Here is a 26,196-nt window from a genome sequence, read left to right on the forward strand (position 1 = left end):
TCATGGCGAGCGCCGCGACCCACGTCAGCTTCCTGCCGCCGGTGCTGACCTTCCTGTCGGCGGCGGTGATCGGCGTGCCGATCTTCCGGCTCATCGGCCAGAGCGCCGTGCTCGGCTACCTCGTGGCGGGCGTGGTGATCGGTCCGTTCGGCTTCTCGCTGATCGCGGAGCCCGAGACGGCGGCGAGCGTCGCCGAGATCGGCGTCGTGCTGCTGCTCTTCATCGTCGGACTCGAACTCCAGATCTCCCGCCTGGTCTCGATGCGGCGCGACATCTTCGGCCTCGGCACCCTGCAGCTTCTGACCTGCTCGGCGGCGCTGGCGGGACTCGGCATCCTCATGGGCGCCAGCCCCTCGGCCAGCCTCGTCATCGGCATCGCCCTGGCGCTGTCGGCCACCGCCGTCGCCCTGCAGTTGCTGGAGGAGCGGGGCGACATGGGCACGCCCTATGGCGGGCGGAGCTTCGCGGTCCTGCTGTTCCAAGACATCTCGGTGGTGGCCATCCTGGCCCTGATGCCGCTCTTCGCCTCCTCGGGCGGGGCCGGGGGCGACGGCTGGCTCGTCTCGGCCCTGGTCTCCACCGGTACGGTGGGCGCCGCGATCCTCGCCGTGGTGCTGGTGGGCCGCTACGGCCTCAACCCGTTCTTCGGCCTGCTGGCGGCGAGCGGCGCCCGCGAGGTGATGACCGCCGCCGCCCTCCTGGTGGTGCTCGGCACCGCCATGCTGATGGAGCATGTCGGCCTGTCCATGGCCATGGGCGCGTTCCTGGCCGGCGTCCTGCTCGCCGAATCGAACTTCCGCCACCAGCTCGAGGCCGACATCGAGCCGTTCCGCGGCATGCTGCTCGGCCTTTTCTTCATGAGCGTCGGCATGTCCATCGACGGCGGCCTGCTCAAGGCCGAGTGGCCGACCCTGCTCGGGGCCACGGCGGGGGCGATCCTGCTCAAGGTCGCGCTGGTCGCCGGCCTGTTCCGCCTGTTCGGCTCGCCCTGGCTCGACGCGGTCCGGGGCGGCGCGATCCTGGCCCCGGCCGGCGAGTTCGCCTTCGTGCTGCTCCCGGCGGGCAGCGAACTCGGGCTGGTGGATTCCGCGAGCACGCGCTTTGCCGTGGCGCTGGCCGCCCTGACCATGCTGGTCGGACCCGTGGCGGCCAAGGCCCTCGACAGCCTGCTCGCCCGCCGTTCGGCGGCGCCCGAGCCCGTGGCGGACGCCATCGAGAGCACGGAGGCCCGCGTCCTGGTGGTGGGGTTCGGCCGCTTCGGACAGATCCTGACCCAGGTGCTGCTCGCCGAGGGGATCAGCGTCACGGTGATCGACAAGGATGTCGAGCAGATCCGCAGCGCCTCCCGCTTCGGCTTCCGCGTCTATTACGGCGACGGCACCCGCCTCGACGTCCTGCGCGCCGCCGGCATCGGCCGGGTCGAGCTGCTCTGCATCTGCGTCGACGACGGCGAGGCGGCCCTGAAGATCGTCGACATCGTGCACGAGGAATTCGCGAGCGTGCACACCTATGTCCGGGCCTATGACCGCATGCACGCCGTCGAACTCATGAACCGGGACGTGGATTTCCAGCTGCGCGAGACCGTCGAATCCGCCCTCGCCTTCGGGCGCGCCACCCTGGAGGGCCTCGGCCTCGATGCCGAGGCCGCCGCCGCCATCGCCGAGGACGTGCGCAAGCGCGACGTGGCGCGCCTCGTGCTCCAGCAGGCCGGCGCCCTGCCGGACGCCACCTTCTGGGCGCGCGGCGTCTCCGAGATCAAGCCGGAGCCGCTCACCGAGCCGCAGCGCCCCTCGCGCGCCCTGAACGCCGAGACCCGCGGCATCATCGGTTCAAAGACGCGGGAGGCCGCCGCCCGCACCCTGGAGGCCCAGGCGCCGCAGCCCGCCCCGCAAGCCGCCCCCCAAGCCGCCCCGCACCAGGACGCGCGTTCCGATGCCTGAGGACACCGGCGGCGCCCGCTTCGTCGAGGGCTCGATCCTGCGCCACGTGGTGGCGATGAGCGCCACCGGCTCGGTGGGGCTGATGGCGATCTTCGTCGTCGACTTCCTGTCGCTGCTCTACGTCTCGAAGCTCGGCGATCCCATGCTGACGGCGGCGGTGGGGTTCGCCACCATCGTCCAGTTCTTCGCCATCGCCATCAATATCGGCCTCATGATCGCGGCCGGCGCCCTGGTCTCGCGGGCGATCGGCGCCGGCGACCCTGCGGGCGCGCGCCGGCTCGCCACCTCCGGCACCATCCACGGCCTCGTCGTCTCGGCGGCCCTGGTGCTGGCGATGCTGCCCTTCCTGCCGGCCTTCCTCGGCTGGATCGGGGCCGATGCCGAGACCCTGCCGGTGGCGCTCCGCTTCCTCTGGATCACCCTGCCGTCGAACCTGCTGATGGGGCCGGGGATGATGTTCTCCGGACTGCTGCGCGCGGTCGGGGCCGCCCGACAGGCCATGTACGTCACCCTCGGCGGCGCCATCGTCACCGCCGGCCTCGACCCCCTGCTGATCTTCGGCGCCGGCCTCGGGGTGGACGGGGCCGCGATCACCACCTGCGTGGCGCGGGCCACCTTCGCCCTCGTCGGCCTCTGGGGCGTGCGCCAGCACCGGATGCTGGCGCGGCCGAGCCTCGCCGACGTGGTCGCCGACGCGCCGGTGATGATGCGCATCGCCCTGCCGGCCGTGCTCACCAACCTCGCGCCCTCCGTGGCCAGCGCCTTCATCGCCCATGCGCTGGCGAAGTTCGGCGCCGTGGCGGTGGCCGGCAACGTGGTGATCGACCGGCTCACCCCCGTGGCCTTCGGCGGCCTCTTCGCGATGTCGGGCTCGATCGGTCCGATCCTGGGTCAGAACTGGGGCGCGGGGCGCTTCGACCGGATGCGCGGCGTCCTGCGCGACGGCACCCTCGTCACCGCCGCCTACGTCGTCGTGGTCTGGCTCGCGCTCGTGTTCGGCGCCGAGCCCCTGACCCGGCTCTTCGCCCTGGAGGGGGTCGCGGCCGAGCTGTTCGGGTTCTTCTGCCGCGTCAGCGGCGCGGTCTGGTTCTTCACCGGGTTGCTGTTCCTGGCCAACGCGTCGTTCAACAACCTCGGCTTCCCGTTCTACTCCACCGTCCTGAACTGGGGCCGTGCCACCGTGGGGACGGTGCCGCCCGTCCTCATCGGCGCGCATTACTACGGCCCGAAGGGCGTCATCGTGGGGGTGGGCATCGGCGCCGTGCTGTTCGGGCTCGCGGGCATCGTGCTGGCCTTCCGCACCGTCGCCACCCTGGAGCGGCGGGCCGCACCCTCGGCCGCCGCGGTCGCGGATGCCGAGGCCCCGAATGCCGGCCCCGACGCCGCCCGGGCGGCCGCGCCCGCGCAATCCGGCGCCCTGGTCTGAGCGCCGCCCCCCTCTCCATCCGATCGCCGCGCGGAGCCTCCCGTTGATTCCCCCGACCCCACCCGGCCCCTGGGTCCATCTCGACAGCAGCCCGATTCCGGAGACCGGCGCGACGCTCCATCTCCTGCGCCAGGGGGACGCCTACTCGATCCAGGTCGGGAGCAACGAGCTCATGACCAACCTCGACCGCCGCTCCGAGCAGGCGCTCGCCTCCATCGCCTGCGCCCGGCTGCGGGACCGCCCTCGGGCGCGCATCCTCATCGGCGGCCTCGGGATGGGCTTCACTCTTCGGGCGGCGCTGGCGGCCCTCGGCCCCGAGGCGCGGGTGGTGGTGGCCGAACTCGTCCCCGCCGTCGTCGCCTGGGCGCGGGGGCCGCTGGCCCACCTGTTCGGCGACAGCCTGGACGATCCCCGCGTGGAGATCGTGGTGGGGGACGTGAACCGGCTGATCCAGTCGGGGCCCGAGCGCTTCGACGCGATCCTCCTCGACGTGGACAACGGCCCCTCGGGGATGACGCGGCGGGAGAACGACCGGCTCTACGACCGCTGGGGCCTGCGCCGCGCGCATTACGCGCTCACGCGCGGCGGCATCCTCGGCATCTGGTCCGGCAAACCGGATCGACGCTTCAAGGCGCGCCTGCGCCTGCATGGCTTCGCGGTGGACGAGGTCCGCGTGCGGGCCAACGGTGGCGCGGATGGCCCGCGCCACGTTCTCTGGTTCGGAATCCGCCCGGAGGCCGGGATCGGCATGTGATCCGGGCCCCGGTCGCGGTCGCTCAGTAGCTGTAGTTGCGGCGCGGGTAGGCCTGACCCTGGCCGTAGCCGGCGTCGCGGGGACGGACCCGCGCGCCGTAATCGACCTCGCGCTGGCGCCGCGCCTGACGATTGGCCAGGTAGCGTCCGCCGAGGCAGCCCGCCACCGCGCCGACGACGCCGCGCTCGGCCAGGTAATGTCCGGCGATGCCGCCGATGATCGCGCCCTTGATGCAGCCCTTGGCCTCCGCCGCCCCGACGCTGCCGAAGGTGAGGAGCGCGAGGGCCGACGCTGTCGCTATGATCCGCATTGATGGTCTCCCGGCTGATGCGAGGAGAGAACCGCCATCGCCCCGCCCCGTTCCCGCCGGGCGCACCGCCTTCGCAGGGCCGGATCCGTTCCGCGCCGGGCTTGCACCGGTTCGAGCAAAGGCCGTCCCTTTAATCCGGAAAAACTCAGCATTTCCGCAGCCTGTGTCCCGTCCGCCGCAGGCAGGCCGGCGCGCGCCGGCCTAAGGAATGACCAAATGATAAGCCGGCCCCCGAGCGGCCGGCCACGAGGGGACGCTTGGTCATGTCTTCGGGACACCTGCTGATATCTTCGAAACGCGCCGGACCTGGTGCATCTCGACGGTTCGGGGCGGTCCTCGGCCTGCTGCTGGCCGTGTCCGCCCCGGCGGCGAAGGCCGAGGAAAAGGCCGAGGACGTGGATACGGAACACCTGTTCGGCTTCAGCGAGGGAGCGGATGCCGGCAAGAAGGGCGAGCAGGAGGTCGTGGTGGATACGATCTCGCGGCTCGGCAAGCGCGCGGCCGGGCCCGGCGGGTCGCGCTACCGGGTGCTCGACACCAAGCTCGGCTACCAGATCGATCCCGTCGACGGCCTGAGCATCGAGTTCGGCGCCTTCGGCAACCTGCGCCGGGCCCGCAACGTCCTCGACCTCGACGACAAGTCCTACGGCACCTTCGACGGTGTCTCGGTGGAGATGAAGTACCAGTTCCTCAAGAGCTCGAAGGAGCAGCCCCTGGGGCTCGCCCTCGAACTGCGCCCGCGCTACGGCCGCGTCCTGCCCATCGAGGGCAACGGCGCCGACATCTTCGACATGGAGAGCGTGCTGCAGTTCGACGTCCAGCTGGTGCCGGACACCCTCTGGTACGGCGGCAACATCAGCTTCGAGCCGGCGGCGGGCCGCCAGCGCGGGCCGGGGCCCGGCTACCGCTCCTCCACCCTCCTCGGGTCGAGCGCCGTCGTGGCGCGGATCGGCGAGCGGACCTATCTCGGTCCGGAACTGCGTTACCAGCGCGGCTACGGTGGAACGTTCCTGAACCGGTTCGAGGGCCAGGCGCTCACCCTGGGGCCCGCCCTGCACCACCGCTTCACCGAGAAGACCTGGCTGACGGTCGCCTATGCGGGCCAGATCTGGGGCCGCGACGCCGACCCCTCCCTGGCCGGGCGCGCCCTCGGACTGAACCAGTTCGAGCGGCACAACATCCGGGTCAAGCTCGGGATGGAATTCTAGGGCCTGGTCCGGCACCGGCCCGGGTCCGTGAGACCGGGGCTCATACCGGCTCCGAGTGTCAGCCTGCGAAACGATGCGCCGGCACCCCCACCTCCGGCTCCTCCCCGCAGGGGGGGAGGAGAGCGGTGCTGGGCCGATGCAGGTTGACGCTCGTGCGATCGGCTTCTTCTGCCCTGGCGCGGATGTGAAGGCTGGCGCTATGCGGCGTTCGAATCACGACGACCTCCCCTCCCCCTTGCGGGGAGGGTCAGGGTGGGGGTGCCGGCACGCCGATCCTGAGTTCCCGCGAACCGGATCGCCAGGAGTACCTCGACGTCCGAAGTAAGGCGCCGGCACCCCCACCTCCGGCTCCTCCCCGCAAGGGGGAGGAGAGCGGTGCCGGGCCGATGCAGGTTGACGCTCGTGCAAGCGGCCTCTTCTGCCCGGGCGCGGATGCGACGGCCGGCGAGATCCGGTGTTCGAACCGCAACGGCCTCCCCTCCCCCTTGCGGGGAGGGTCAGGGTGGGGGTGCCGGCACGCCGCTCCTGAGGTCCCGCGAGCCGGATCGCCAGGAGTGCCTCAACGTCCGAAGCGAGGCGCCGGCACCCCCACCTCCGGCTCCTCCCCGCAAGGGGGAGGAGAGCGGTGCTGGACGGACTTGGGTTTGTGCTGGGGGGATCGGTTTCTCTGCCCCGAACGCGGACATGAAGGCTGGCGAGATCCGGCGTTCGAACCACAACGGCCTTGTCCTCACGGCAAGGCGACCGCATAGGGCGTCCGGGAATCGAGAGCCCCGCCACGCTGTGTCATCCCGGAGCTGCGCAGCAGAACCCGAGCGCCAGAAACGCAGGTTCGGCGAGATCCTGCTCTGGCGGCTCTAAAGTGCACGCCGCCGGCGCGCCCCTTCGGGTCCGGGCTCGCCTCCGGCCCCCCCGGAATGACACCGGTGGCCATCTGCGATCGCCCTGCCCGGATGGAGTGGGGGACTCGCGGGTTCCCCGAGAGGTGGAGCCGCGCGAGGCTTCCGGGCGAACGAGGGAGGACGACAACCCGGGTTCGATGGTTCAGCGCCCCGGGGCCCTGCTTTCCAGGAGGGGGAGAGCGGTCTCGCGCGATCAAGCGGAGGCCGTCTCGTCCTTCGGTGGGGCGAGCAGCTTCTGCGATCCGTCGGGCGGCAGCATGCGGGGCTTCGGCGGCGCCAGGCCGGGATCTTTCCCGAAGCCCTCGCGGCCCTCGGCCAGGCCGTACTCCAGGAAATGGATCAGGGGATTGACGTCGCTCGCCTTCACGTCGGGATTCGCCGTGAGATAGCCGTCCGTGCTGAATCCGGCGCTCGGGTCGCGGCCCTCTTTCCAGCCGATCGTCAGGTAATGTTCCAGGGGGCCGGCGCCATAACGCGCGACGTCGCGATACCAGTAGAGATAATAGGTCGCGTCGAAGCCGGGCAGCTGCGTCCTCGGCTGCGGAAGCAGATGCTTCGACTGGATCTGACGGAGGATGCGGCGCAGCTTCATTCCATCGGGGTAACGTGGGGTCGCGTCGGAAAACAAGGGGCCGCGCGGCCTCACCGAATATTAAAGTGGTGCCGGTTCCCGGGCCGGGTCCCGGCGCCGCGATCTCAGGTCCGCAAGGCGCCGATTCGCGTTCCTCTAGGTTGCCGGCGTGCCCTGGTCGGATGGCGCGGGAGCGGCCGCGCCGTCGGCCGGGGGACCCTTCGCCTCCCGCTCGGCCCGCAGCTCCCGCTCGGCCATCAGCCACAGCTCGATGCTGAATCCCTCCGGACGGTGGTGGCGCTCCCACAGGTCGTAGGCCCGTTCGCGGATCGCCTCGAAGGGGATCCCTTCAGCGTGTGACATGGACCAAAACCCCTGTGGAACGATCCGGAGCGTGCCTCCGGCGGCGGCTGACCCGCGCTCTCGCACGCGGCCCGGACGGGCTCCTTCACACAGAGCAAAGGGATCGGCCGGCGCACGCGGTGCAGCATACGCAAATGTGTACGCCGCGCCTTGCTTTCGACGACAAGCTTCATCAATGCGTCAGGAACTGAACGTATGTGAAACCGTCATTCTCCCACGGAGCCTGCATGCCGCGCGGCATCGGTCCGGTTCGCGGCGTCGCGCCGCGTCCGGGCCGGCGCGTCCGACGGCTGCGATCGCTCGCGAGACCGCCCGTATGCGCGAAGCCGAATCTCCGCTCGTTCCGCCCTCCGGCCTCCGGAAGCGCACGCAGATCGCCATCCTGTCGGCCGTCGGGCTGGCGGTGGCCGCCGGCGCGGTATGGCTGCCGGGCACCTTCGCGGGGGCGGCGGTGCCGACCAACGCGGCGGGACCCGCCGCCCCGGCCCCCGGCACGCCCTTCATCCTCACGCCGGACCAGCTCGCGGCGATCACCGTCGTTCCGGTGGAGCAGCGCCTGTTCTTCGAGGAGATCCGCACCGAGGGGAAGATCGGCGTCGACGAGTACCAGGCCACCCCGGTCTTCTCGCCCTATCCGGGCCGCGTGGTCACGATCTTCGCGCGCTCGGGCGAGCAGGTGAAGAAGGGCGACCGCCTGTTCTCCCTGCAGGCCAACGAGATGGTCCAGGCGCAGAACGACTACCTCGCCGCCCTCAACGTCCTCAACAAGACCCGCTCGCAGCTCAACCTGTCCCAGACCGCCGAGAAGCGCCTGCGCGACCTCTACGAATCGCGCGTGACCACCCTGCGCGAACTCCAGAACGCCCAGAACGACCTGACCTCGACGACCAACGACGCCCGCACGGCGGAAGTGGGCCTGGAGGCGGTGCGCAACCGCCTGCGCATCCTGGGGCTCCGCGACGACGAGGTCGCCAACCTCCAGAAGGGCTCGATCAACCCGGAGACGGCGATCAACGCGCCGCTGAGCGGCACCATCATCCAGCGCAAGATCGGCCCCGGCCAGTATGTCGGCAGCGGCGGCGGCGACCCCTCCTACATCATCGGCGACCTTACCAAGGTCTGGCTGATCGCGCAGCTGCGCGAGCCGGACGCCGCGCGGGTGGATCTCGGGGACCGCCTCGAGTTCCGCGTCCTCGCCTTCCCCGACAAGGTCTTCGAGGGGCGCATCAACTACATCGGCGCCTCCGTCGACCCGGCCACCCGGCGCATCACCGTGCGGGCCGACATCGACAATCCCCAGACCCTGCTCAAGCCCGAGATGTACGCCAGCGTGCGCATCATCAACGAGCGCGAGAGCCTGTCGCAATCGGTCCCCCGGGCCGCCGTCATCCTCGAGGGCGCCAAGGCGAGCGTCTGGGTGCTGGGGGCCGACAACGCGGTGGAGAGCCGCCGGGTGAAGACCGGCATCATCGACGGCGGCAACATCGAGATCCTCGACGGGCTGAAGGCCGGCGAGCGCGTGATCTCGCGGGGCTCCCTCTTCATCGACCGCATGCTGACGCGCAGCTGATCCGTCCGCGCAGAGCCGCCGGGAAAGACCCAACATGAACGGCCTCGTCGATCTCGCCCTGCGCCAGCGTGCGCTGGTGGTGCTCGCCTTCGTGCTCCTGCTCACCTGCGGGCTGGTGGCGTTCCGCACCCTCAACATCGAGGCCTATCCCGACCCGACGCCGCCGATGATCGACGTGATCACGCAGGCGAACGGGCTCTCGGGCGAGGAGATCGAGCGCTACGTCACCGTGCCCATCGAGGTCATCACCTCGGGGCTGCCCAACCTGAAGCAGGTCCGCTCCGTCTCCCTCTACGGCCTCTCGGACGTGAAGCTGCAGTTCGGGTTCGAGTTCAGCTACCGCGAGGCCGAGCAGCAGGTGCTCAACCGGCTGGCCCAGCTCGACGCCCTGCCCAACGGCGCCAAGCCCACCATCTCGCCCGTGAGCCCCATCGGCGAGATCTTCCGCTACAAGCTGACGGCGCCGGCCGGCTACAGCGTCCTCGATCTGAAATCCCTCCAGGACTGGGTGCTGCGCCGGCGCTTCCGCGCGGTGCCGGGCGTCATCGACGTCATCGGCTGGGGCGGCAAGACCAAGACCTTCGACATCTCCGTCGACCTCGACCGGCTCACCGCTTACGGCCTCACCCTGTCGGGCGTCGTGAAGACCCTGAACGACAGCAACCTCAACGTCGGCGGCAACCGGATCAATCTCGGCACCCAGTCCGCCGTGGTGCGCGGCGTCGGCCTGATCCGCTCCACCGACGACATCGGCGAGACGGTGCTGACCCAGTCGGGCGGCGCGCCCGTGCTGGTCCGCGACGTGGCCACCGTGACCATCGGGCACCAGCCCCGCCTCGGCATCGCGGGCATGAACGACGACGACGACATCGTGCAGGGCATCGTGCTGATGCGGCGCGGCGAGGAGAGCACGCCGACCATCGAGGCGGTCCAGGCGGAGGTGAGCCGCATCGAGGCCATGGGCCTGCTGCCGCCGGGCGTGAGGATCGAGCGGATCTACGACCGGGCCGACCTCATCGCGGTGACCACGCACACGGTGCTGCACAACATGCTGGTGGGCATCGTGCTGATCCTCGTGGTGCAGTGGCTGTTCCTCGGCAACCTGCGCAGCGCCCTCATCGTGGTGGCGACGATTCCCTTCGCGCTGTTCTTCGCGGTCATCATCCTCGTGGTGCGGGGGGAATCCGCCAATCTCCTCTCCGTCGGCGCCCTCGATTTCGGGCTGATCGTCGACGGCACCGTCATCATGGTCGAGGCGATCTTCCGGCGCCTGTCCGGCCACGGCGCGGCGCCGGGCGAGGTCGCGCGGCCCGGGCTCGCGGGCAAGCTCGCGCGCATCACCGAGGCCTCGGGCGACGTCAGCCGCTCCATCGTGTTCGCGGCGATCATCATCGTGACGGGCTTCCTGCCGCTCTTCACCCTCACGGGCGTCGAGGGCCACATCTTCGGGCCGATGGCGCAGACCTACGCCTACGCCCTGCTCGGCGGCCTCATCGCCACCTTCACGGTGACGCCGGTGCTCTCCGCCTACCTGCTGCCGGACCACGTGAAGGAGGTCGAGACCCTCCTGGTGCGCACCCTCGACCGGCTCTACCGCCCGGCGATCCGGGCCGCCCTCGGCAATCGCCTCCTCACCCTCGGCCTCGCGGCGATCCTCACGCTGGGCGTCGGCCTGGCGGGGCGCCAGCTCGGGCTCGAGTTCCTGCCCAAGCTCGAGGAGGGCAACCTCTGGCTGCGCGCGACGATGCCGGCGACGATCTCGCTCGAGGAGGGCAGCCTCTACGTCAACCGCATCCGGCGCATCATCGCGGCGGTGCCGGAGGTGGAGAGCGTGGTCTCGCAGCACGGCCGCCCCGACGACGGCACCGATGCGGCCGGCTTCTTCAACGGCGAGTTCTTCGCCCCCCTCAAGGCCCCCGAGAAGTGGCGCCCCGGCGTGACCAAGGAGCGGATGCTCGGCGACCTCCTCGACAAATTGCGCGTCGAGTTCCCCGGCATCGAGTTCAACGTCTCGCAGTACCTGCAGGACAACGTCGCCGAGGCGGTCTCGGGCATCAAGGGCGAGAACTCCTTCAAGGTGTTCGGCCCGGATCTCGAAACCCTCACCGAGGTCGCCAACCGCGTGGAGTCGACCCTGCGCAAGGTGCCCGGCGTCACCGACCTCGGCGTGTTCACCTCGCTCGGCCAGCCCACCGTGCAGATCGACGTCGACCGCACCCGCGCCGCGCGCTACGGCCTGACCCCCGGCGACATCAACGCCACGGTCCGGACCGCCATCGGCGGCGACAGCGCCGGCGACCTCTACGACAGCGGCTCCGACCGCCACTACCCCATCGTCATCCGGCTGGCCGAGCAGTTCCGCCAGAGCGTCGCCTCGATCCGCAACCTGCGCATCTCGGGCCAAGGGCCCAACGGCACGCTGATGCAGGTGCCCCTCGGCGAGGTCGCCCAGGTCGCCCTGGTCTCGGGCCCCGCCTACATCTACCGCGAAGGCCAGGAGCGCTACCTGCCGGTGAAGTTCAGCGTGCGCGACCGCGACCTCGGCAGCGCGATCGTGGAGGCGCGCCAGCGCGTCGATGCCGAGGTCGCGCTGCCGCGCGGCTACCGGCTCGAACTGGTGGGCGAGTTCAACAACATGCAGGGGGCGCTGGCCCGCCTCTCGGTGACGGTGCCCATCGCCATCGGCCTCATTGCGATCCTGCTGTTCGTGAACTTCGGATCGGTCATCGACACGCTGCTGGCGCTCAGCGTCATCCCCATGGCGGCGGCGGGCGGCGTGCTGGCCCTGGTGCTCACCGACACGCCCTTCAGCGTCTCCGCCGCGATCGGCTTCATCGCGCTCCTCGGCATCGCGGTGATGGACGGGATCATCGTGCTCTCGCACTACAACGGCCTGATCGCCGAGGGCGAGGAGCGCCTGCGCGCGATGATGCGGACCTGCCTCACGCAGATGCGCCCGGTGGTGATGACCTGCGTGGTGGCGGGCGTCGGCCTGCTGCCGGCGGCCTTCTCCAACGGCGTCGGCTCCCAGGTCCAGAAGCCCCTGGCGCTGGTGGTGGTCGGCGGCATGAGCCTGGCGCCGCTCCTCATCCTCCTCATCCTGCCGGTGCTGATCGTGACCCTGTCCCGACGCCGGCCCGGCACGGTCACGGAGCCGGACGTCGCCGTCGCGACGCCCCGGCCGGTCCACGTGCCGGTCTGAGGCCTGATGCCGGATCGGTTGATCGCTTCGCGGTGCTGCCCGACCGAACCCGATCGTCGTCGGCCCGTCTCTCCAGGGTAGGGATCGGCTCCGCATCAATCGGAGGACCCGCGGGTCCCCTCTCCCGAAGGAGAGGGAGCGCGGTCGTGCTCCACGACCGACTCCGGATATGCCTCACGACTCCGTTCGTCCCAAAAAGCTCGTGTCGCGAGACCTTTGGAGGGACCTGCGTCCGTCGTCTCGACCCTGCGAACCCCTCGACCGGAAGCCGTCGGAGCGGCCCGGACGGCCTCAGGGGCCGTCCGCATCCCCCTCGAGAAGGGCCTGCCAGAGGATCGCGGCGCGCTCCCAGGTCAGGGCCTCGCGCTGCAGCAGGGCGCCGGCGCTCAGTTGCGCCCAGAGGTCGTCGTTGACGGCGACCCCGGCGATCGCTTCGGCGAGATCCCGGTCGGTGGGGGCGATGAGGCCGTTCACCCCGTGCTGCACCCGTTCGGCGAGGGCGCCGATCCCGGCGGTGAGGACCGGCAGGCCCATGGCCTGGGCCTCGGCGGCGGCGAGGCAGAAGGTCTCGTCCACCGAGCCCGGGCAGACCATGGCGCGGGCGCCCGCGTAGAACGCCGCCAGGGCCTCGGCTCCGACCCGGGGATGGAAGACCACCGGGCCGGTCCCGTCGGGCGAAACCGGATGGTCCGAGCCGAAGACGTGGAGGCGCGCGCCGGAGGCGATCACCGCGGGCGCGGTCCGCCAGAGGGCGAGCACCCGTTCGAGGCCGCGCTGGGGCTGGGAGGCGTAGACGAAGTCCCGGCCCCGCCCCCGGCTCGGCTCGGGCTCGCGGAAGGCGGGCGCCACCCCGTGCGGGATCACCCGGCGGCGGCGATAGACGAAGACCCGCGAGAGCGTCGCGGCGGCCAGCGTTCCGACGAAGACCGCCTCCGGGCGCATCCGCAGGAGCGGCAGGAAGTAGCCCTTGCGCAGGGCCTTCTCGAGGTTGATCGGGTTGTGCACCCAGACGATGCGCCGTGCCCCGGGAAAGCCGAGGAGCGGCCGGGAGTCGTTGCTGGAGATCACCGCGTCGGCCCCGTGCCGGGCGGCCTCGGCGAGGGGAATGTTGAGGATTCCGTCCCGCTCCACCGTGCCGGTGCGGCGGGTCGCCAGCACCACCGCGCAGCCGCGCCGGGCGAGCGCCCGCGCCAGGGCGATGTTGGTGCTCTCGATGCCGCCGAGCCCGATGGCGGCGGGCGTGTCGATGCCGAAGGCCACGCGCGTGGCGCAGATGAACGTGATCCGGCGCATCCGCCCTCCCCTTCGATCCGTCAGGCCGCGATCCCGAACGCGCGGCAGCGCTGTCCGAGCCAGGAGGTGGGCGGCGGCGGCGCGTGGAGGCCCACCGACCAGAGCTTGCCGCGCCAGGCATGGACCGCGACCGTCTCGGGCGTGATCGCGGCGACCGCGCGCCGGTCGTCCGGCGCGGCGAGCTGCGGGGCATCCGTATCGTCGAGGGGGTAGAAGACGGGCTTGGCCCGCGCATGGTGGTCGAGGCCGAGCGCGCGCACGAAGTGGGTGAGCGCCCGCGGGCCGATCGCCAGGCGCTCCGGATGGCGCGGGAAGCGCCGGCCCACCAGGATCTCGAGCTCGCGCTTCACCCGGATGTGCCCGGTCGCCCAGGGAACCCGGATCGGCACGGCGGTGATCGCGTCCCAGTAGCGCGACAGCAGCGCCGAATCCGCCGGAACGGACAGGATGGCGTTGTTGATCCGGTCGGGGTTGAGCCAGCCGAACACGTGGTCGCTCCCGTCCGCCGCCGTCCGCAGGGGCTCGCGGAAGACGAAGTCGAGGTCCGACCAGATACCCCGGGCCTGCCGGAGCAGGCCGAGACGCACGTAGTCCGTATAGAACGCGTAGGATTTCCGGTCGCGATACAGGTCGGCCATGGGGTTGGGGCCGAGCACCGCGCGCACGTCCGTCACGGTCCCGGGCAGGCCCTGCCCGCGCAGCCCGGCAACGTCGTGGGTGAAGACCTGGAGGTCGTGGCCGGCGGCGACGATGGAGGCGGCGCTGAGCCGCTCCAGCCAGCTCACCCGTCCCTCCCAGTAGGTCACGATGGGCCGCAGCGGGGGGACGGAAGCGGGCAGAGGGGGCGTCATGCGGTGTGGCCGGGCCGTGGGATCGCGGTGCGAGGGCTGCTCTATCGCGCGGGCCTCGGAGTGGCCACCCGCGAAAACCGGTTCCGCACGCGATCCCGCCGCCCGGGGTGAACCCGGTCCGGGACGAGCGTTTTAATCCCGCCCAAGTTAATCAAATTTCCGTGATGATGGCGTAGCCCGGATGGCGTCGGGTGAGCGAGCCTTAGGTATCGGCTCGAAGACCGATCAACGAAAGAGGAAACCCCATGCGCCATACCCTGTTCGCGGCCCTCGTCGCCGTGCTGGTTCCCCTCTCCGCCCAGGCCGAGGGCGACGCGGCGGCGGGCGAGAAGGCCTTCGCCCCCTGCAAGGCCTGCCACGCCTTCGGCAAGAACGGCGTCGGCCCGAACCTCACCGGGGTCGTCGGACGCAAGGCCGCGTCCGAGGAGGGCTACACCTACTCGGCCGCCCTGAAGGGCTCGGGGCTCACCTGGGACGAGGCCAGCCTGCACGAATGGCTGAAGAACCCGAAGGCGAAGGTGCCCGGCACCAAGATGATCTTCGCCGGCTACCCCGACGACAAGAAGATCGACGACGTCATCGCCTACCTCGCCACGAAGAAGTAGCGCCTTCGGGCGGCGCGCCGCCGGACCCCCGGGCCCGGCGGCGCATTCCCCGCGGCTCCGCCGCTCATGGCGGCGCCGGGACGGGCGTCGCCTCCACCGTCTCGGTGGCCCTGGTCAGCTCGGGATAGGCCTCGACCACGTGGGCGCCGTTGAGGGGCTTGCTCTGGCCGTTGTGGCAGGTGGTGCAGTTCACCTTGGGCACGTCCCCGAGGGCGCCGAGCCGGTTCGGCGGGAAGGTGGAGGTCAGGGGTTCGAGGTAGTTGCCGTTGATGTCCCGCACCATGCGGATGCCGTGCCAGGCGGTGGTCCGCTGCGGTGTGCTCTGCGACCAGTCGGAGATCGCCCGGGTGTTGTGGCAGTAGGTGCAGTTGACGCCGAGGCCCTCCGACATGTGGATCATCAGGCCGTAGGTCTTCTCCGCGTCCTGGATCGGCTTGCCCCGGGTGGTGGGCAGCGCCGTGGTGGCGTTCACCCGGATCGCGTTGTTGTCGATGGTCTTGTCGGCGAGGTACTCGGTCAGGGTGTCGTAGGGCAGCGAGGCGAGCCCGACCGAGCTCTTGGCGAGGTTCTGGCCGTTGTTGCGGGCGATGAAGCCGCCGGGCCGGGTCGGGCCCGGATCGGTGAACCAGATGTTGGCCGGCACCGGCTGGCCGCGATGGCAGGTGTAGCAGGTCACGCCCGCGCCGCCGGTGTGGTTGTCCTTCCAGGTGCCGTTGAGATGCTGGGTCATCTGCAGCATCCGGCGGGCGACCTTCTTCTGGTAGAGGCTGTCGTCGGCCATGTTCTCGGTGTTGTGGCAGTAGGTGCAGCCCTGCTCCGGGCTGACCCACTCGGTCATCGAGACCATCAGCCGGTTGAACTCGTTCACGCTGACGTTCTTGAGGATCTGCACGTTCTCGTAGGTGGTGCCGGCCAGCTCCTCGCCGGGCTCGGCCGGGTCGGCGGGCGCCGGGGCCGCGTTGGCCTCCCGCGCCGCGGCGACGCGGTCGCGGGTGTGGACCTGGGCCATCGCGGTGCCGCGAAAGCCGTTCTGCGGGGTGGTGAGGGGCGGCCGGTCCCAATCCGTGAGACCGATCATCGCCACCGTGAGGAAGAACGCGAGGGCGCCGGACAGCACCGCGAGGAAGGTCTTCATGGCGTCCCCCCCGGGATGGCGGCGGGCGCAGCGGACAGGGGATCGACCACCGGCGGGAAGACCGCCGGGTAGGCCGGGGCGACGCCGTGCTTGACCGCCCAGAGGTACCAGTTGTCCACCACCGTGCCGGTGAGCAGGATGCCGATGCCGCCGGTGAGCGTGGTCAGCACCGCGAACCACCAGGCCCAGCGGTGGACTGATTCCATGGTGGCGTTGAAGCCCATGGTCCAGCGCCAGAACAGGGCGGCGCGCTCGGTGGCGGTGCCGCGATCGACGATCTGGTCGATCTCGCGCTCGCCGCCGAAGCGGCTCACCGCCAGGATGGTGCCGCCATGCATCGCGAAGAGCAGCGTCGACCCGTACAGGAAGACGATCGAGAGCATGTGGAACGGGTTGTAGAAGAGGTTGCCGTAGCGCAGCGAGAAGGCGGCGGTCCAGTCGAGGTGCGGGAAGATGCCGAAGGGCACCGCCTCGCTCCAGGAGCCCATCAGCAGCGGCCGGATGAAGCCGAGCACCAGGAACAGCCAGATCGCGGAGGCGAAGGCCCAGGGCACGTGGTAGCCGAGGCCCAGCGCCTTGGCCCGGCGGAACAGCCGCAGCCACCAGAGCAGGATCGAGGCGGTGAGGAAGAACCCCGCGATCAGCCACCAGCCGCCCTCGGCGAGGGGAGGCAGCACCCGCAGGCCGTATTGCGGGCGCGGCGGTTCCAGGGCGAGCCAGGGCAGCTGGCGCACGAACTGGACCGGATCCCAGTTCACGCTCGCCCACATGTTGAGGCCGATGATCTCGAAGGCGATCAGCCCGCAGGCGAAGGAGAGCGCGCCGAGATAGCCGATGTAGATCGGGCCGACCTGGGCGTTGCCGATGAGGCCGAACAGGTAGGAGTTGAACGGCGTGCCCCAGCGCTTGTCGACGTCGACGGGGATGCCGTGCTCCGGCTCGCGCGGGCGGATCTGCACTTCGGAGAAGATGTTCTGGTAGTAGGCCATGGGGTCACGAGCCTCCCGGGTTCCGAGGTCAGCGCCAGACGGGCAGGTTGAGCCACCAGCCCCACCATTCGGGCCAGCCGCGGGTCCAGAACGGGCCGCTGATGACGATGCAGACCGCGCTCCAGAACCCCGCCGAGAGCGCCAGGAACAGGCCGAGCCGGTGGATGCCGATCGTGCCGATCGAGTAGCCGATGGTGTCGCGGAAGAAGGTGTCCTCGTGCTCCGGGGTCTTCACCACCTGGCCCTTGCCCGGGTTGGTGGCCGACAGGATCAGCGAGCCGTGCAGCGAGAGCGCCAGCGTCGTGGTGAAGAAGAACGTCACCGCCAGCATGTGCGCCGGGTTGTAGTGGAAGTGCAGGTACTGGTAGCCGGTGTTCGAGACCCAATCGAGATGGGAGAGGATGCCGTAGGGGAAGCCGTGGCCCCAGGCGCCCATCAGCAGCGGGCGCACCACCACCAGGGTGACGTAGGCCAGGATCGCCACCGCGAAGGCGAAGGGCACGTGGTAGCCGATGCCGAGCTTGCGGCAGATCTCGACCTCGCGCAGGGCCCAGGACGAGAAGGCGCCCACCGCGCAGAAGGTGATGATCTGCCAGAGGCCGCCCTCCCGCAGGGGCGCCAGCGCCAGCCCGTACTTGAGGTCAGGGGGCGCGATGTTGATCTGCCAGACGTTCCAGGTCGGTCCCAGCGCCGCGCCGTAGAGGATCAGCGCGGTGCCCAGCACCGAGAAGAACAGCGTCGTGACACCGAAGAAGCCGACGTAGAAGGGCCCGACCCAGAAGTCGAACAGGTCGCCGCCCATCAGCGTGCCGCCCCGGATGCGGTATTTGCGCTCGAAACTCAGCATCGCCATCGCGACCTCCCCCGGCCCGCCGTCAGGTGCCTCGATGATCGACGGGTGGCGTGGCGCCCGCCGATCATCCGTGTGTGCGTGCCGCGCCCGTCAGGCGGGCATCGTCGGCAGAACCAGCGTCTGCGTGGCGGCGGCGCGCGGCGCCCTCGGGCCTTCCAGCCAGTTGAAGCGGTCGGTGCTGAGCAGGATGAAGTGGATCAGCAGCGCCAGGATGAACAGGAAAGTGAAGAGCGCCACCAGGGTGCGGCGCGGGTCGAACAGGAGCCAGACCTTGTGCATGGGAGGATCCTCCTCAGGAGAGCAGGGAGACGACGCCCTGGGCCGCCGTCTCGAGGGCGGCGTAGCCCTTCGGTCCGGGCAGCCACGGGCGCCACAGCCACACCAGGATGTGGGCGACCACGGCGATCGCCGTGAAGATGATGAAGCTCGTCAAGAAGATCGCGTGGAACTCCTTGGCTTCCGGTTCCGTCAGCCCGGACAGGCTGCTCGGTTTCTCGACAATGCCATTGGCCATCGGTTCAAACCTCCGCTGTGACTGGCCGCGCCCGGAGGTCCGGGGACGGCGCGTGTCGCCGGAGCCGCGCGGCGCGGCCTCGGCGCTCCTTCCCGCCGCATGACGGGAGGTCGGTCGGGGGCGCGGCGTCCGCCGCGCCCCGAGAGGCAGCCCTCATCCCATGAAGACGAAGGGGATGGCCGAGACGGCCATGGCCCGCGCCTCGGCGAAGACGGAGCGCCGCCGCGGCGCCAGGCCGTCCCGCCCGGGGCGCGCGTCGCGCGGACCTGGCGCCACGCGCTGCGCGAGGGCGGCGGCGAGGAAGAACGGGTAGGTCGTGGCCAGGATGATCCGGAACTGGACCGCGTCCTGATGCAGGCGCGACACCGGGTTCAGTGAACGTTGCATGGGGTCGGACTCCTGACGTTGCGCGGCGGGACGCATCCGGTTCGGGATGCGGGGCATCGGCCGGACGGCGCCGCGCCGCTCCAGCCGGAAGGGGAATGCGAGAAAGAGGGGGGAGAGGCGATGCGCGCTCATGCGGCGGCCCCGAGGCTCGCCTCGGCGCGGGCGCGCGCGACGTGGTCGGATGCGACGCGGGCCGCGCCCTCCCCGCGTGCCAGCCGCTCGGCGGCGTCGCGCAGGCGCTTGGCCGCCGAGATGCGCACCAGCACCGGGTGCGCCTCCACCAGCGCGTCGAGGCTGGTCCGCGCGGCCTCGTCCCAGGGCAGCTCGCGATGGAGCCGGGCGGGGGTCGCCTCCACGCGGTCCATGTCGCGCGCGAGCGGCAGGATGTGGAAGAGCATGTCGAAGAGCGCATTGCAGACCTCCTGCACGAGGTAGGTCGCGCCCGAGAACCCCATGAAGGGCGTGCCCGTGTGCCGGCGGATGATGGCGCCGGGAAAGGAGGCCGGCACGAAGACCGCGCGGGCATTCGCCTCGGCGGCGTACATGCGCTCGTTGAACGAGCCGAACAGCACCAGCGGCGGATTCTTGGCGATGAGCTCGCGGATCTCGGCGTTGTCGGTCTTGGCGCCGGCCCTGCGCGCCACCGCGAAATGGCAGGGCAGGCCCATCTCGTCCTCGAGGAAGTGCCGCACGCCCCGGGCGTAGGTCTCGGAGGCGACGATGCCGAAGCTCGCGGTCCCGAAGAAATCCTGGGTCACCGAGCGCCAGAGGTCCCAGACCGGCTTGATCGTGGTGTGCTTCTCCCGTTCGATGAACGGCTCCGGATCGAGGCCGAGCGCGACGCCCAGCGCCCGCAGGAACTTCGTGGTCGAGTGGAGGCCGATGGGGGCCTGGAAGTAGGGCCGCTCCAGGGCCTCGCAGAGCAGGCGGCCGAACTCGCGGTAGAGGCAGACATTGGCGTCCGCGTTCACGAGCGCCGGCACGTCGGCGAGGTGCGCGCCGAGGGGGAAGGCGAGGTTCACCTCCGCGCCGATGCCCTCGACGAGGCGACGGATCTCGGCGAGGTCGGACGGCATGTTGAAGGTGCCGTAGGCCGGGCCGATGAGGTTGACGCGCGGCTTCTCGCCGGCCTTGCGCGGGGGCCGCGCCGGGATGCCCTTCTTGGCGAACCGTTTCGCCCCGTATTCCTGCCAGAGCCAGGACATCGCCCGGTCGGCGGTCTGCCACTGGTCCTCGTCGATGGTGCGCGGCAGGAAGCGCTGGAGATTGGTTCCCTCCGGCGTCACCCCGCCGCCGATCATCTCGGCAATGGAGCCCGTCACCACCACGCTCGGCTGGGCCGGGTCGAGGGTGGCGTGCGCGCGCTTCATCGCGGCCTCGGTGCCGTGGCGGCCGAGTTCCTCTTCCGCCAGCCCCGTGACCACGATGGGCAGCTCATGCGGCGGCAGGGCGTCGGTGTAGTGCAGGACCGAGGTGACGGGCAGGTTCTCGCAGCCGACGGGACCGTCGATGACGACCTGCAGCCCCTTGATGGCGGTGAAGACGTAGACGGCGCCCCAGTAGCCGCCGGCCCGGTCGTGATCGAGGACGAGCATCAGGCCATCTCCCCGATCGGATCATGAGCGGGCTTGCCCCGCGTGACGGCGGCGACGTTCTGGCGGAGCTTCGGAACGTCCTCCCAGATGCCGGCGGTGTGGCCCTCGCCGACCCCGTCGAAGAAGTCCCGCATGGCGTCGAAGCGACCCCGGTTGCCGAGTGCCGCGTTGATCACCTTGGCCAGCGAGCCGGCGCCGGCGACGCCCATCAGGGGACGCGCCGAGATCAGGTTGGTGAAGTAGAGGGCGGGGATCCCCAGCGCCTTGGCCTTCTGCACCACCGGCGTGGTGCCGATGGCGAGGTCCGGGCGCGCATCCATCAGGGCGGCGAGGTCGTCCTCCAGCGAGGCGCGGAAGCGCACGCTGACGCCGCGCGCCTCCAGCCAGTCCCGGTCGGCCTCGCTCCAGGGGGTGCGCGGGCAGGCGGTGCCCACGTAGGCCAGGTCCGCGCCGCTCTCCACGAGCAGGCGCCCGACCAGAAGCTCGGACCCCTCGTAGCCCGAGAGCGTGATCCGCCCCCGGATCGGGTTGGCGGCGAGCGCGCCCCGGATCATCGGCAGCAGCCGGTTCTGGGCCGCCTCCACCGTGGCCTTCGGCACGGCGCAGGCCGCGCCGATCCGGTCGAGCCAGTCGGCGGTGCCGTCATGGCCCACGGGAGCGGAGCCCACGATGGGGCGCCCGGCGGCGGCGAATTCACGGATCGAGGCGGTGTAGAACGGGTGGATCGCCGCCACCGCCGCGCAATCGAGGGCCGCATAGAGTTCGCGCCATTCCCGGGTCGGCACCACGGGGCCGGCGGCGAGGCCTAGCGGCTCCAGCAGGCCGCCGATCACCACGGGGTCGGCCGGGAACATCTCGCCCAGCAGCGCCACGGTGGGACGCTCGGCGCGTCCGAGCCGGGGGGCCTGGACGGGGCCCTGCTCGGCCTCCGCGCGGGCGAATTTCAGCATCGCCCCGGCGAGCACGTCCTTGGCCTCGGCATGGGTCGGCACCCCGAAGCCCGGCACGTCGATGCCGATGATGCGGACCCCGTCGATCGCCTTCGGCAGCAGGCGCAAGGGCACCCCGGAGGCGGTGGGCACGCAGAGGTTGATGACCACCACGGCGTCGTAATCGGCGGGCTTGGCGACCGCGAACACCGCCTCGCGGATGTCCTCGAACAGTTTGCCGGTCACCAGCGTCTCGGAGTTGAAGGGCACGTAGCCCACGCTCCGCTTCGCCCCGTAGAAGTGCGAGGTGAAGGTCAGGCCGTAGACGCAGCAGGCCGAGCCCGACAGGATCGTGGCGGTGCGGCGCATGCGCAGGCCGACCCGGAGCGAGCCGAAGGCCGGGCACATGCTCTGGGGCTGGTCGTGCGGCCCCTGCGGGTAGTCGGTGCGCAGTTGCGCCATCGTGTCGGACAGGCCGGCGGCCTCGGCCGCCGCCCGCATCGCCGCCTTGCCAGCAGGCGTCCCCTTGCCGGAATGGCAGCCGAGCCCGTCCGCCTTCGCGGCTTCGAGGTTCACGGCCCCGGCCGGGACCGCGACGGTCGCTGGCGCCAGGGTCGAGGCCGGGCGCTCCTTGCGGGCGCGGAGATCCGCGATGTCGAGGGTGACGGCCATGATGCGTCAGACCTCGTCGTAGACGACTTCGAGGGAGGGCTTCGACACCTGCGCGGTGCCGCACATGTCCTCGAAGGTGGCGGGCACCAGGGTGACGCCCCGGCCCACCGCCTCGCCCTTGAACAGGCCGAGGAGACCGTCCTGCGAGAGCGGCGTCGGGTGGTTGGCCGCCGCGTCGTGGACGTTCTGCGCGAGGTCGGCGAACAGCGAGCCCCAGGGGCTCTCGGGCCGGCCGATGATCTCGTAATTCGCGCTCTTCCTGCGGATGTCGTCGTCGGCCGGGATCGAGGCCAGGACCGGGATGCCGACGGCGTGCGCGAAGGCCTGGGCCTCGCCGGTGCCGTCGTCCTTGTTGATGACGAGGCCGCCGACGCCGACGTTGCCGCCGAGCTTGCGGAAGTATTCCACCGCCGAGCAGACGTTGTTCGCCACATAGAGCGACTGGAGGTCGTTCGAGCCGACGACGATGACCTTCTGGCACATGTCCCGCGCGATCGGCAGGCCGAAGCCGCCGCAGACCACGTCGCCGAGGAAGTCGAGGAGGACGTAGTCGAAGCCCCATTCGTGGAAGCCGAGCTTCTCCAGGAGTTCGAAGCCGTGGATGATGCCGCGCCCGCCGCAGCCGCGCCCGACCTCGGGGCCGCCGAGCTCCATCGCGTAGACCCCGTCGCGCTTGAAGCAGACGTCGCCGATGGCGACCTGCTCGCCGGCGAGCTTCTTCTTCGTGGAGGTCTCGATGATGGTGGGGCAGGCACGTCCGCCGAAGAGCAGCGAGGTGGTGTCGCTCTTCGGGTCGCAGCCGATGAGGAGCACCTTCTTGCCCTGCTGGGCCATCATGTAGCTGAGGTTGGCCAGGGTGAACGACTTGCCGATGCCGCCCTTGCCGTAGATCGCGATGATCTGCGTCTCCTTGGTGGCCTTCACGGGCACGGGATCCGGCTCGATGCCGGCCTCCGCCCGCAGGGCCTCGGAGGCCGTCAGGGCGGCGCCGCTCATCTGCGGAGGCTTCACCGGAATGTTCATGCGGCGCTCCAGTCGAGGATCATCTTCAGGCATCCGGGGTCGCCGAAGGCCGTGCGATAGGCGTCGGGTGCGTCCGGGGCCGGGCGCCGATGGGTGACGAGGCCGTCGAGGGACAGGCGCCCCGCGCCGATCAGCGCCAGGGTCGCGGTCAGGTCCTCGGGGCGCCACTGCGCCGCGACCCGGATGCGGGCTTCGCGCAGGAAGGCGGGGGCGAAGTCGAAGCCGAGCCGCGCCTCGTAGAAGCCCGCCAGCACGATCTCGCCGCCGGGCGCGAGACGGGCGATCGCCGCATCGAGGATGCCGGCATCGCCGCTCACATCGAGGATCGTGGCGTAGTCGCGCCGGGTGTCGTCGTCGGGCGCGGCGACGGCGTAGTCCGTGGCCCCGTCCCGGCGCGCCGGGTCGATCTCCCAGACCTGGGGGTCAGCCCCCAGCGCCCCGGCGATGCGGGCGACGAGGCGGCCGAGCACCCCGTGGCCGACGACGAGGAGCGGCCGGCGCAGGTCGAGCCCCGCCAGGGCGTGATGGGCGGTGGCCGCCAGCGCGATCAGGGTGCCGCGCTCGGCCAGGGCCGGGTCGATGGGGACGAGGCGGGCGCCGGCGCTGACGAGGTGGGAGGCGGCGCCCCCGAACAGCCCGCGCACGGCCCCGAAGCAGCGCGCGCCGGGGACGAAGACGGTCTGGCCCGGCCGGACTCCCGATTCGGCGCCGGCCTCCACGACCACGCCCACCGATTCGTAGCCGGGCACGAGGGGATAGCCCATGCCGGGGAAGTCCGGCATCCGGCCCGACCAGAGCAGGCGCTCCGTGCCCGTGCTGATGCCGCTCCAGCGGATGGCGACCCGCGCGTCGGCGGCGCCGGGCGCGTCGAGGGTGACCGACTCGACGCTGATCCGCTCGGGGTGATGGAGGATGACGGCCTGCGCGTTCATCGAGCCTGTCCTCCCCGCCCCGGCGTTTCGGCCCGGTCGGTCCCGGGCGTTGTGTGTCATCTTAGATAGACACTTTTTTGCGTCAAGAGGAACTTACATCAACTGTCACTTTTGCTTGACACAAGCACACGGGTGAGGAGCGGCCGCCGGGTCGGTGCCTCGCGGATGCGCGTGAACCCCGCCTCGCGCAGCAGCGCCGTCAGCTCGGGCACGGTGCGGCAGCGACCGCTGCCCATGGCGAGGAGGTAGAGCCCGAAATACGCGTCCGTGATCGGCGCTGCATCGCGGGTGCCGCTCATCGGTTCGGCGACGATCAGGGTGCCGTTTGATGCAAGCGCGGCGTGGGCCGCGCGCAGGATGATGCGCACAGCCGCATCGTCGTGGTCATGCACCACACGCACGAGGGAGAGCACGTCCGCCCCGGCCGGCAGGGCGTCGCGCACGAAGCTGCCGCCGACGGTGCGGACCCGCCCGCCGAGCCCCTCGGCGGTGAGGTGGGCCTCGGCCCGGGCGGCCACCGCCGGCAGGTCGAACAGCATGAGGTCGAGGGCCGGGGCCGCCCGTCCCGCCGCCGCCAGGAAGGCGCCCTCCCCGCCGCCCACGTCGAGGAGGCAGCGGTGCCGGCCCAGCGGATAGGCCTCCAGGATGTCCTCGGCGATCAGGGCCTGGGAGGCCGCCATCAGGCCGCTGTAGGGGGCGACGGAGTCCGCCGCGAGGCCGCGCCCATCCCCGCCCGCATAGGGCCAGTAGCCGGAGAGCCGGGTCGGCCCCGCCTCTCCGCGCAGCAACGCCACGGGATCACGCAGGTCCTCGTAGAGCAGGGCGTGGTGCTCCACCATCCGGCCGATCGCCGGGTTGCCGATCAGGGCCGCGCCGAGATCCGCCAGGGCGAAGGTCTCGTCCGGCAGGGCCAGGATCAGGTCGAGGGCGGTCGCCGCCCGCAGGAGCCGGAGCGCGGCCTCGGGCGCCAGCCCCATCCGGCCCGCCAGGGTCCCGGCCGGGAGCGGGCCCTCCGCCAACAGGGCGAACAGGTCGAGGCGCAGGCAGGCGAACAGGGTCTGCGAGTAGGTGAAGCCCGCGCAGAGGTCGAACAGCGCCCGGGTGTTCGCCCGCGCGATGCGCCGGGTCAGGGGAAATCCGGCGGCCCAGCGCTGGAAGCGCGGATCCGCCACGGTCCGCGCCCGGAAGGCCCGCCAGCGCGCCCGCCACCCGCGCCCGCTCAGGGCGCGCGGGGGTTCGATCGCCGCGCCCCGCGCCACCTCAGGCCAGTTCCCGCGCGAGGCTCGCGGGCAGGAACAGGCGCGTCTGCGCCTCGATCTCGGCCCGCAGGACGTCGGCCCCTGGACAGGCGGGAATCACCTCGATCGCCTGGCGTACCAGGCCCTTCAGGCGGGCGAGCGCGCCGCCCATCCCGAGCAGGGCGGCAGCGTTCGGCCGGCCCAGCGTCGAATCGCGGCCCACCGGCTTGCCGACCTCCTCCTGCCGGCAGGCGACGTCGCGCAGGTCGTCGGCCACCTGATAGGCCTCGCCGAGGCATTCCCCGAGGAGGCGCCAGGGCAGCGACGGCACCCCGGCGGCGGCGGCCCCCGTCACCGTGGCGGCGGCGAACAGCGCCCCCGTCTTGGCCTGCTGGTACTCGGTGAGGGCTACGGTGGGCTCCGATTCCCAGGCCTGGCCCGCGACGATCCCCGCCGGCGCGCCGGCCGCGCGCGCGATCAGCCCGACCAGGGCGGCGAGGCGCCCGGGGCTGCGCGCCGCCCCCCGCGCCAGGGTCTCGAAGGACGCGACGATCAGGGCGTCGCCGGTCAGCACCGCGAGGGGCTCGCCGAAGGCGGCGTGGACCGAGGGCTGGCCCCGCCGCAGGGGCGCGTCGTCGAAGCAGGGCAGGTCGTCATGCACCAGGGAGGCGCAGTGCAGGAGTTCGATCGCGGAAGCCGCCGCGTCGGAGGCCCCCGGGTCGTCGTCCCCGCAGGCGAGGGCCACCGACAGGCAGAGGCGCGGACGGATGCGGTGTCCACCTGGGAAGACAGCGTAACGCAGGGCCTCGGCGAGTCGCGGTGGGGCTCCGGGGGCCTCGAGATGGGCGACGGCCGCATCCAGCGCCCGTTCGATCCGACGGTTGGCGTCCATGATCCGTCCCTCCGATGTCACTTGTTATTGTATATCCAAAGT

The 26,196-nt window shown here is 71.2% G+C and carries 24 protein-coding genes; 7 read left to right on the plus strand and 17 right to left on the minus strand.

What is annotated here, in order from left to right; translation table 11 throughout:
* Window positions 1-2 precede the first annotated feature (2 nt).
* From OF380_RS00135 to OF380_RS00145, 3 genes are read left to right on the plus strand one after another with little or no spacing between them, the layout of a single operon-like run.
* A complete protein-coding gene (locus OF380_RS00135) occupies window positions 3-1,940 on the plus strand; it encodes a monovalent cation:proton antiporter-2 (CPA2) family protein (protein WP_264048762.1) in 1,938 nt (645 codons plus the stop codon).
* Window positions 1,933-3,366: an MATE family efflux transporter gene (locus tag OF380_RS00140; RefSeq protein ID WP_264048763.1), complete on the plus strand. Its 1,434-nt coding sequence runs from the start codon at window positions 1,933-1,935 to the stop codon at window positions 3,364-3,366. The genes OF380_RS00135 and OF380_RS00140 overlap by 8 nt, the downstream gene beginning before the upstream one ends.
* A 43-nt stretch (window positions 3,367-3,409) precedes the next feature.
* Complete coding sequence (locus tag OF380_RS00145) at window positions 3,410-4,120, plus strand: spermidine synthase (RefSeq protein WP_264048764.1); 711 nt, start codon at window positions 3,410-3,412, stop codon at window positions 4,118-4,120.
* A 22-nt stretch (window positions 4,121-4,142) separates the two neighbouring features.
* Here the strand turns inward: OF380_RS00145 and OF380_RS00150 are convergent, their stop codons facing one another.
* Window positions 4,143-4,430 (minus strand): hypothetical protein, encoded by a 288-nt coding sequence (locus tag OF380_RS00150; RefSeq protein ID WP_264048765.1) that lies wholly within the window; start codon window positions 4,428-4,430, stop codon window positions 4,143-4,145.
* A gap of 263 nt (window positions 4,431-4,693) precedes the next feature.
* On the opposite strand from OF380_RS00150, the gene OF380_RS00155 reads away from it, so the two are divergent.
* The gene (locus OF380_RS00155) at window positions 4,694-5,638 is read left to right on the plus strand and encodes a hypothetical protein (protein WP_264048766.1); all 945 of its coding nucleotides are present in this window, start codon (window positions 4,694-4,696) and stop codon (window positions 5,636-5,638) included.
* A 1,095-nt stretch (window positions 5,639-6,733) separates the two neighbouring features.
* Here OF380_RS00155 and OF380_RS00160 read toward each other — a convergent pair.
* Window positions 6,734-7,132, minus strand: coding sequence for a hypothetical protein (locus OF380_RS00160; protein WP_264048767.1), 399 nt, complete (start codon window positions 7,130-7,132; stop codon window positions 6,734-6,736).
* Between the two features lie 135 nt (window positions 7,133-7,267).
* Window positions 7,268-7,474: a DUF2934 domain-containing protein gene (locus OF380_RS00165; RefSeq protein WP_264048768.1), complete on the minus strand. Its 207-nt coding sequence runs from the start codon at window positions 7,472-7,474 to the stop codon at window positions 7,268-7,270.
* Window positions 7,475-7,790: 316 nt separating this feature from the next.
* On the opposite strand from OF380_RS00165, the gene OF380_RS00170 reads away from it, so the two are divergent.
* Both OF380_RS00170 and OF380_RS00175 read left to right on the plus strand, forming a co-directional pair.
* The gene (locus tag OF380_RS00170) at window positions 7,791-9,044 is read left to right on the plus strand and encodes an efflux RND transporter periplasmic adaptor subunit (RefSeq protein ID WP_264048769.1); all 1,254 of its coding nucleotides are present in this window, start codon (window positions 7,791-7,793) and stop codon (window positions 9,042-9,044) included.
* A 34-nt stretch (window positions 9,045-9,078) separates the two neighbouring features.
* Window positions 9,079-12,246: an efflux RND transporter permease subunit gene (locus OF380_RS00175; protein WP_264048770.1), complete on the plus strand. Its 3,168-nt coding sequence runs from the start codon at window positions 9,079-9,081 to the stop codon at window positions 12,244-12,246.
* A gap of 291 nt (window positions 12,247-12,537) precedes the next feature.
* Here the strand turns inward: OF380_RS00175 and OF380_RS00180 are convergent, their stop codons facing one another.
* On the minus strand, window positions 12,538-13,539 hold the full coding sequence (locus OF380_RS00180) for a glycosyltransferase family 4 protein (RefSeq protein WP_264048771.1): 1,002 nt from the start codon (window positions 13,537-13,539) through the stop codon (window positions 12,538-12,540).
* A 20-nt stretch (window positions 13,540-13,559) separates the two neighbouring features.
* Window positions 13,560-14,390 (minus strand): glycosyltransferase family 32 protein, encoded by an 831-nt coding sequence (locus tag OF380_RS00185; RefSeq protein WP_264048772.1) that lies wholly within the window; start codon window positions 14,388-14,390, stop codon window positions 13,560-13,562.
* Between the two features lie 245 nt (window positions 14,391-14,635).
* On the opposite strand from OF380_RS00185, the gene OF380_RS00190 reads away from it, so the two are divergent.
* Window positions 14,636-14,995, plus strand: coding sequence for a c-type cytochrome (locus OF380_RS00190; RefSeq protein WP_264048773.1), 360 nt, complete (start codon window positions 14,636-14,638; stop codon window positions 14,993-14,995).
* Between the two features lie 64 nt (window positions 14,996-15,059).
* Here OF380_RS00190 and pufC read toward each other — a convergent pair whose 3' ends face one another.
* The 12 genes from pufC to OF380_RS00250 form a co-directional block, all read right to left on the minus strand.
* Window positions 15,060-16,130 (minus strand): photosynthetic reaction center cytochrome PufC, encoded by a 1,071-nt coding sequence (gene pufC, locus OF380_RS00195; RefSeq protein ID WP_264048774.1) that lies wholly within the window; start codon window positions 16,128-16,130, stop codon window positions 15,060-15,062.
* Entirely contained in the window at window positions 16,127-17,119 is a 993-nt protein-coding gene (gene pufM / locus OF380_RS00200; protein ID WP_264048775.1) for a photosynthetic reaction center subunit M, read from the minus strand. Before pufM ends, pufC begins: the two co-directional genes overlap by 4 nt.
* 28 nt (window positions 17,120-17,147) lie before the next feature.
* The gene (gene pufL, locus OF380_RS00205) at window positions 17,148-17,972 is read right to left on the minus strand and encodes a photosynthetic reaction center subunit L (RefSeq protein ID WP_264048776.1); all 825 of its coding nucleotides are present in this window, start codon (window positions 17,970-17,972) and stop codon (window positions 17,148-17,150) included.
* Between the two features lie 90 nt (window positions 17,973-18,062).
* Window positions 18,063-18,251: a light-harvesting antenna LH1, alpha subunit gene (gene pufA / locus OF380_RS00210; protein ID WP_264048777.1), complete on the minus strand. Its 189-nt coding sequence runs from the start codon at window positions 18,249-18,251 to the stop codon at window positions 18,063-18,065.
* Between the two features lie 13 nt (window positions 18,252-18,264).
* Entirely contained in the window at window positions 18,265-18,486 is a 222-nt protein-coding gene (pufB, locus tag OF380_RS00215; protein WP_055956020.1) for a light-harvesting antenna LH1, beta subunit, read from the minus strand.
* 153 nt (window positions 18,487-18,639) lie between these two features.
* The gene (locus OF380_RS00220; protein WP_264048778.1) at window positions 18,640-18,873 is read right to left on the minus strand and encodes a hypothetical protein; all 234 of its coding nucleotides are present in this window, start codon (window positions 18,871-18,873) and stop codon (window positions 18,640-18,642) included.
* Between the two features lie 128 nt (window positions 18,874-19,001).
* Window positions 19,002-20,468 (minus strand): chlorophyllide a reductase subunit Z, encoded by a 1,467-nt coding sequence (bchZ, locus tag OF380_RS00225; protein WP_264048780.1) that lies wholly within the window; start codon window positions 20,466-20,468, stop codon window positions 19,002-19,004.
* Window positions 20,468-22,069 (minus strand): chlorophyllide a reductase subunit Y, encoded by a 1,602-nt coding sequence (gene bchY / locus OF380_RS00230; protein WP_264048781.1) that lies wholly within the window; start codon window positions 22,067-22,069, stop codon window positions 20,468-20,470. Before bchY ends, bchZ begins: the two co-directional genes overlap by 1 nt.
* A gap of 6 nt (window positions 22,070-22,075) precedes the next feature.
* Window positions 22,076-23,092, minus strand: coding sequence for a chlorophyllide a reductase iron protein subunit X (locus OF380_RS00235; protein WP_264048782.1), 1,017 nt, complete (start codon window positions 23,090-23,092; stop codon window positions 22,076-22,078).
* The gene (gene bchC, locus OF380_RS00240; protein ID WP_264048783.1) at window positions 23,089-24,024 is read right to left on the minus strand and encodes a chlorophyll synthesis pathway protein BchC; all 936 of its coding nucleotides are present in this window, start codon (window positions 24,022-24,024) and stop codon (window positions 23,089-23,091) included. Before bchC ends, OF380_RS00235 begins: the two co-directional genes overlap by 4 nt.
* Window positions 24,025-24,122: 98 nt before the next feature.
* Window positions 24,123-25,283, minus strand: coding sequence for an acetylserotonin O-methyltransferase (locus tag OF380_RS00245; RefSeq protein WP_264048784.1), 1,161 nt, complete (start codon window positions 25,281-25,283; stop codon window positions 24,123-24,125).
* Window position 25,284: 1 nt separating this feature from the next.
* Window positions 25,285-26,154, minus strand: a complete 870-nt coding sequence (locus tag OF380_RS00250; protein ID WP_264048785.1) for a polyprenyl synthetase family protein — start codon at window positions 26,152-26,154, stop codon at window positions 25,285-25,287.
* Window positions 26,155-26,196: the final 42 nt, after the last annotated feature.

The sequence above is a fragment of the Methylobacterium sp. FF17 genome (assembly GCF_025813715.1).
GTDB lineage: Bacteria > Pseudomonadota > Alphaproteobacteria > Rhizobiales > Beijerinckiaceae > Methylobacterium > Methylobacterium flocculans.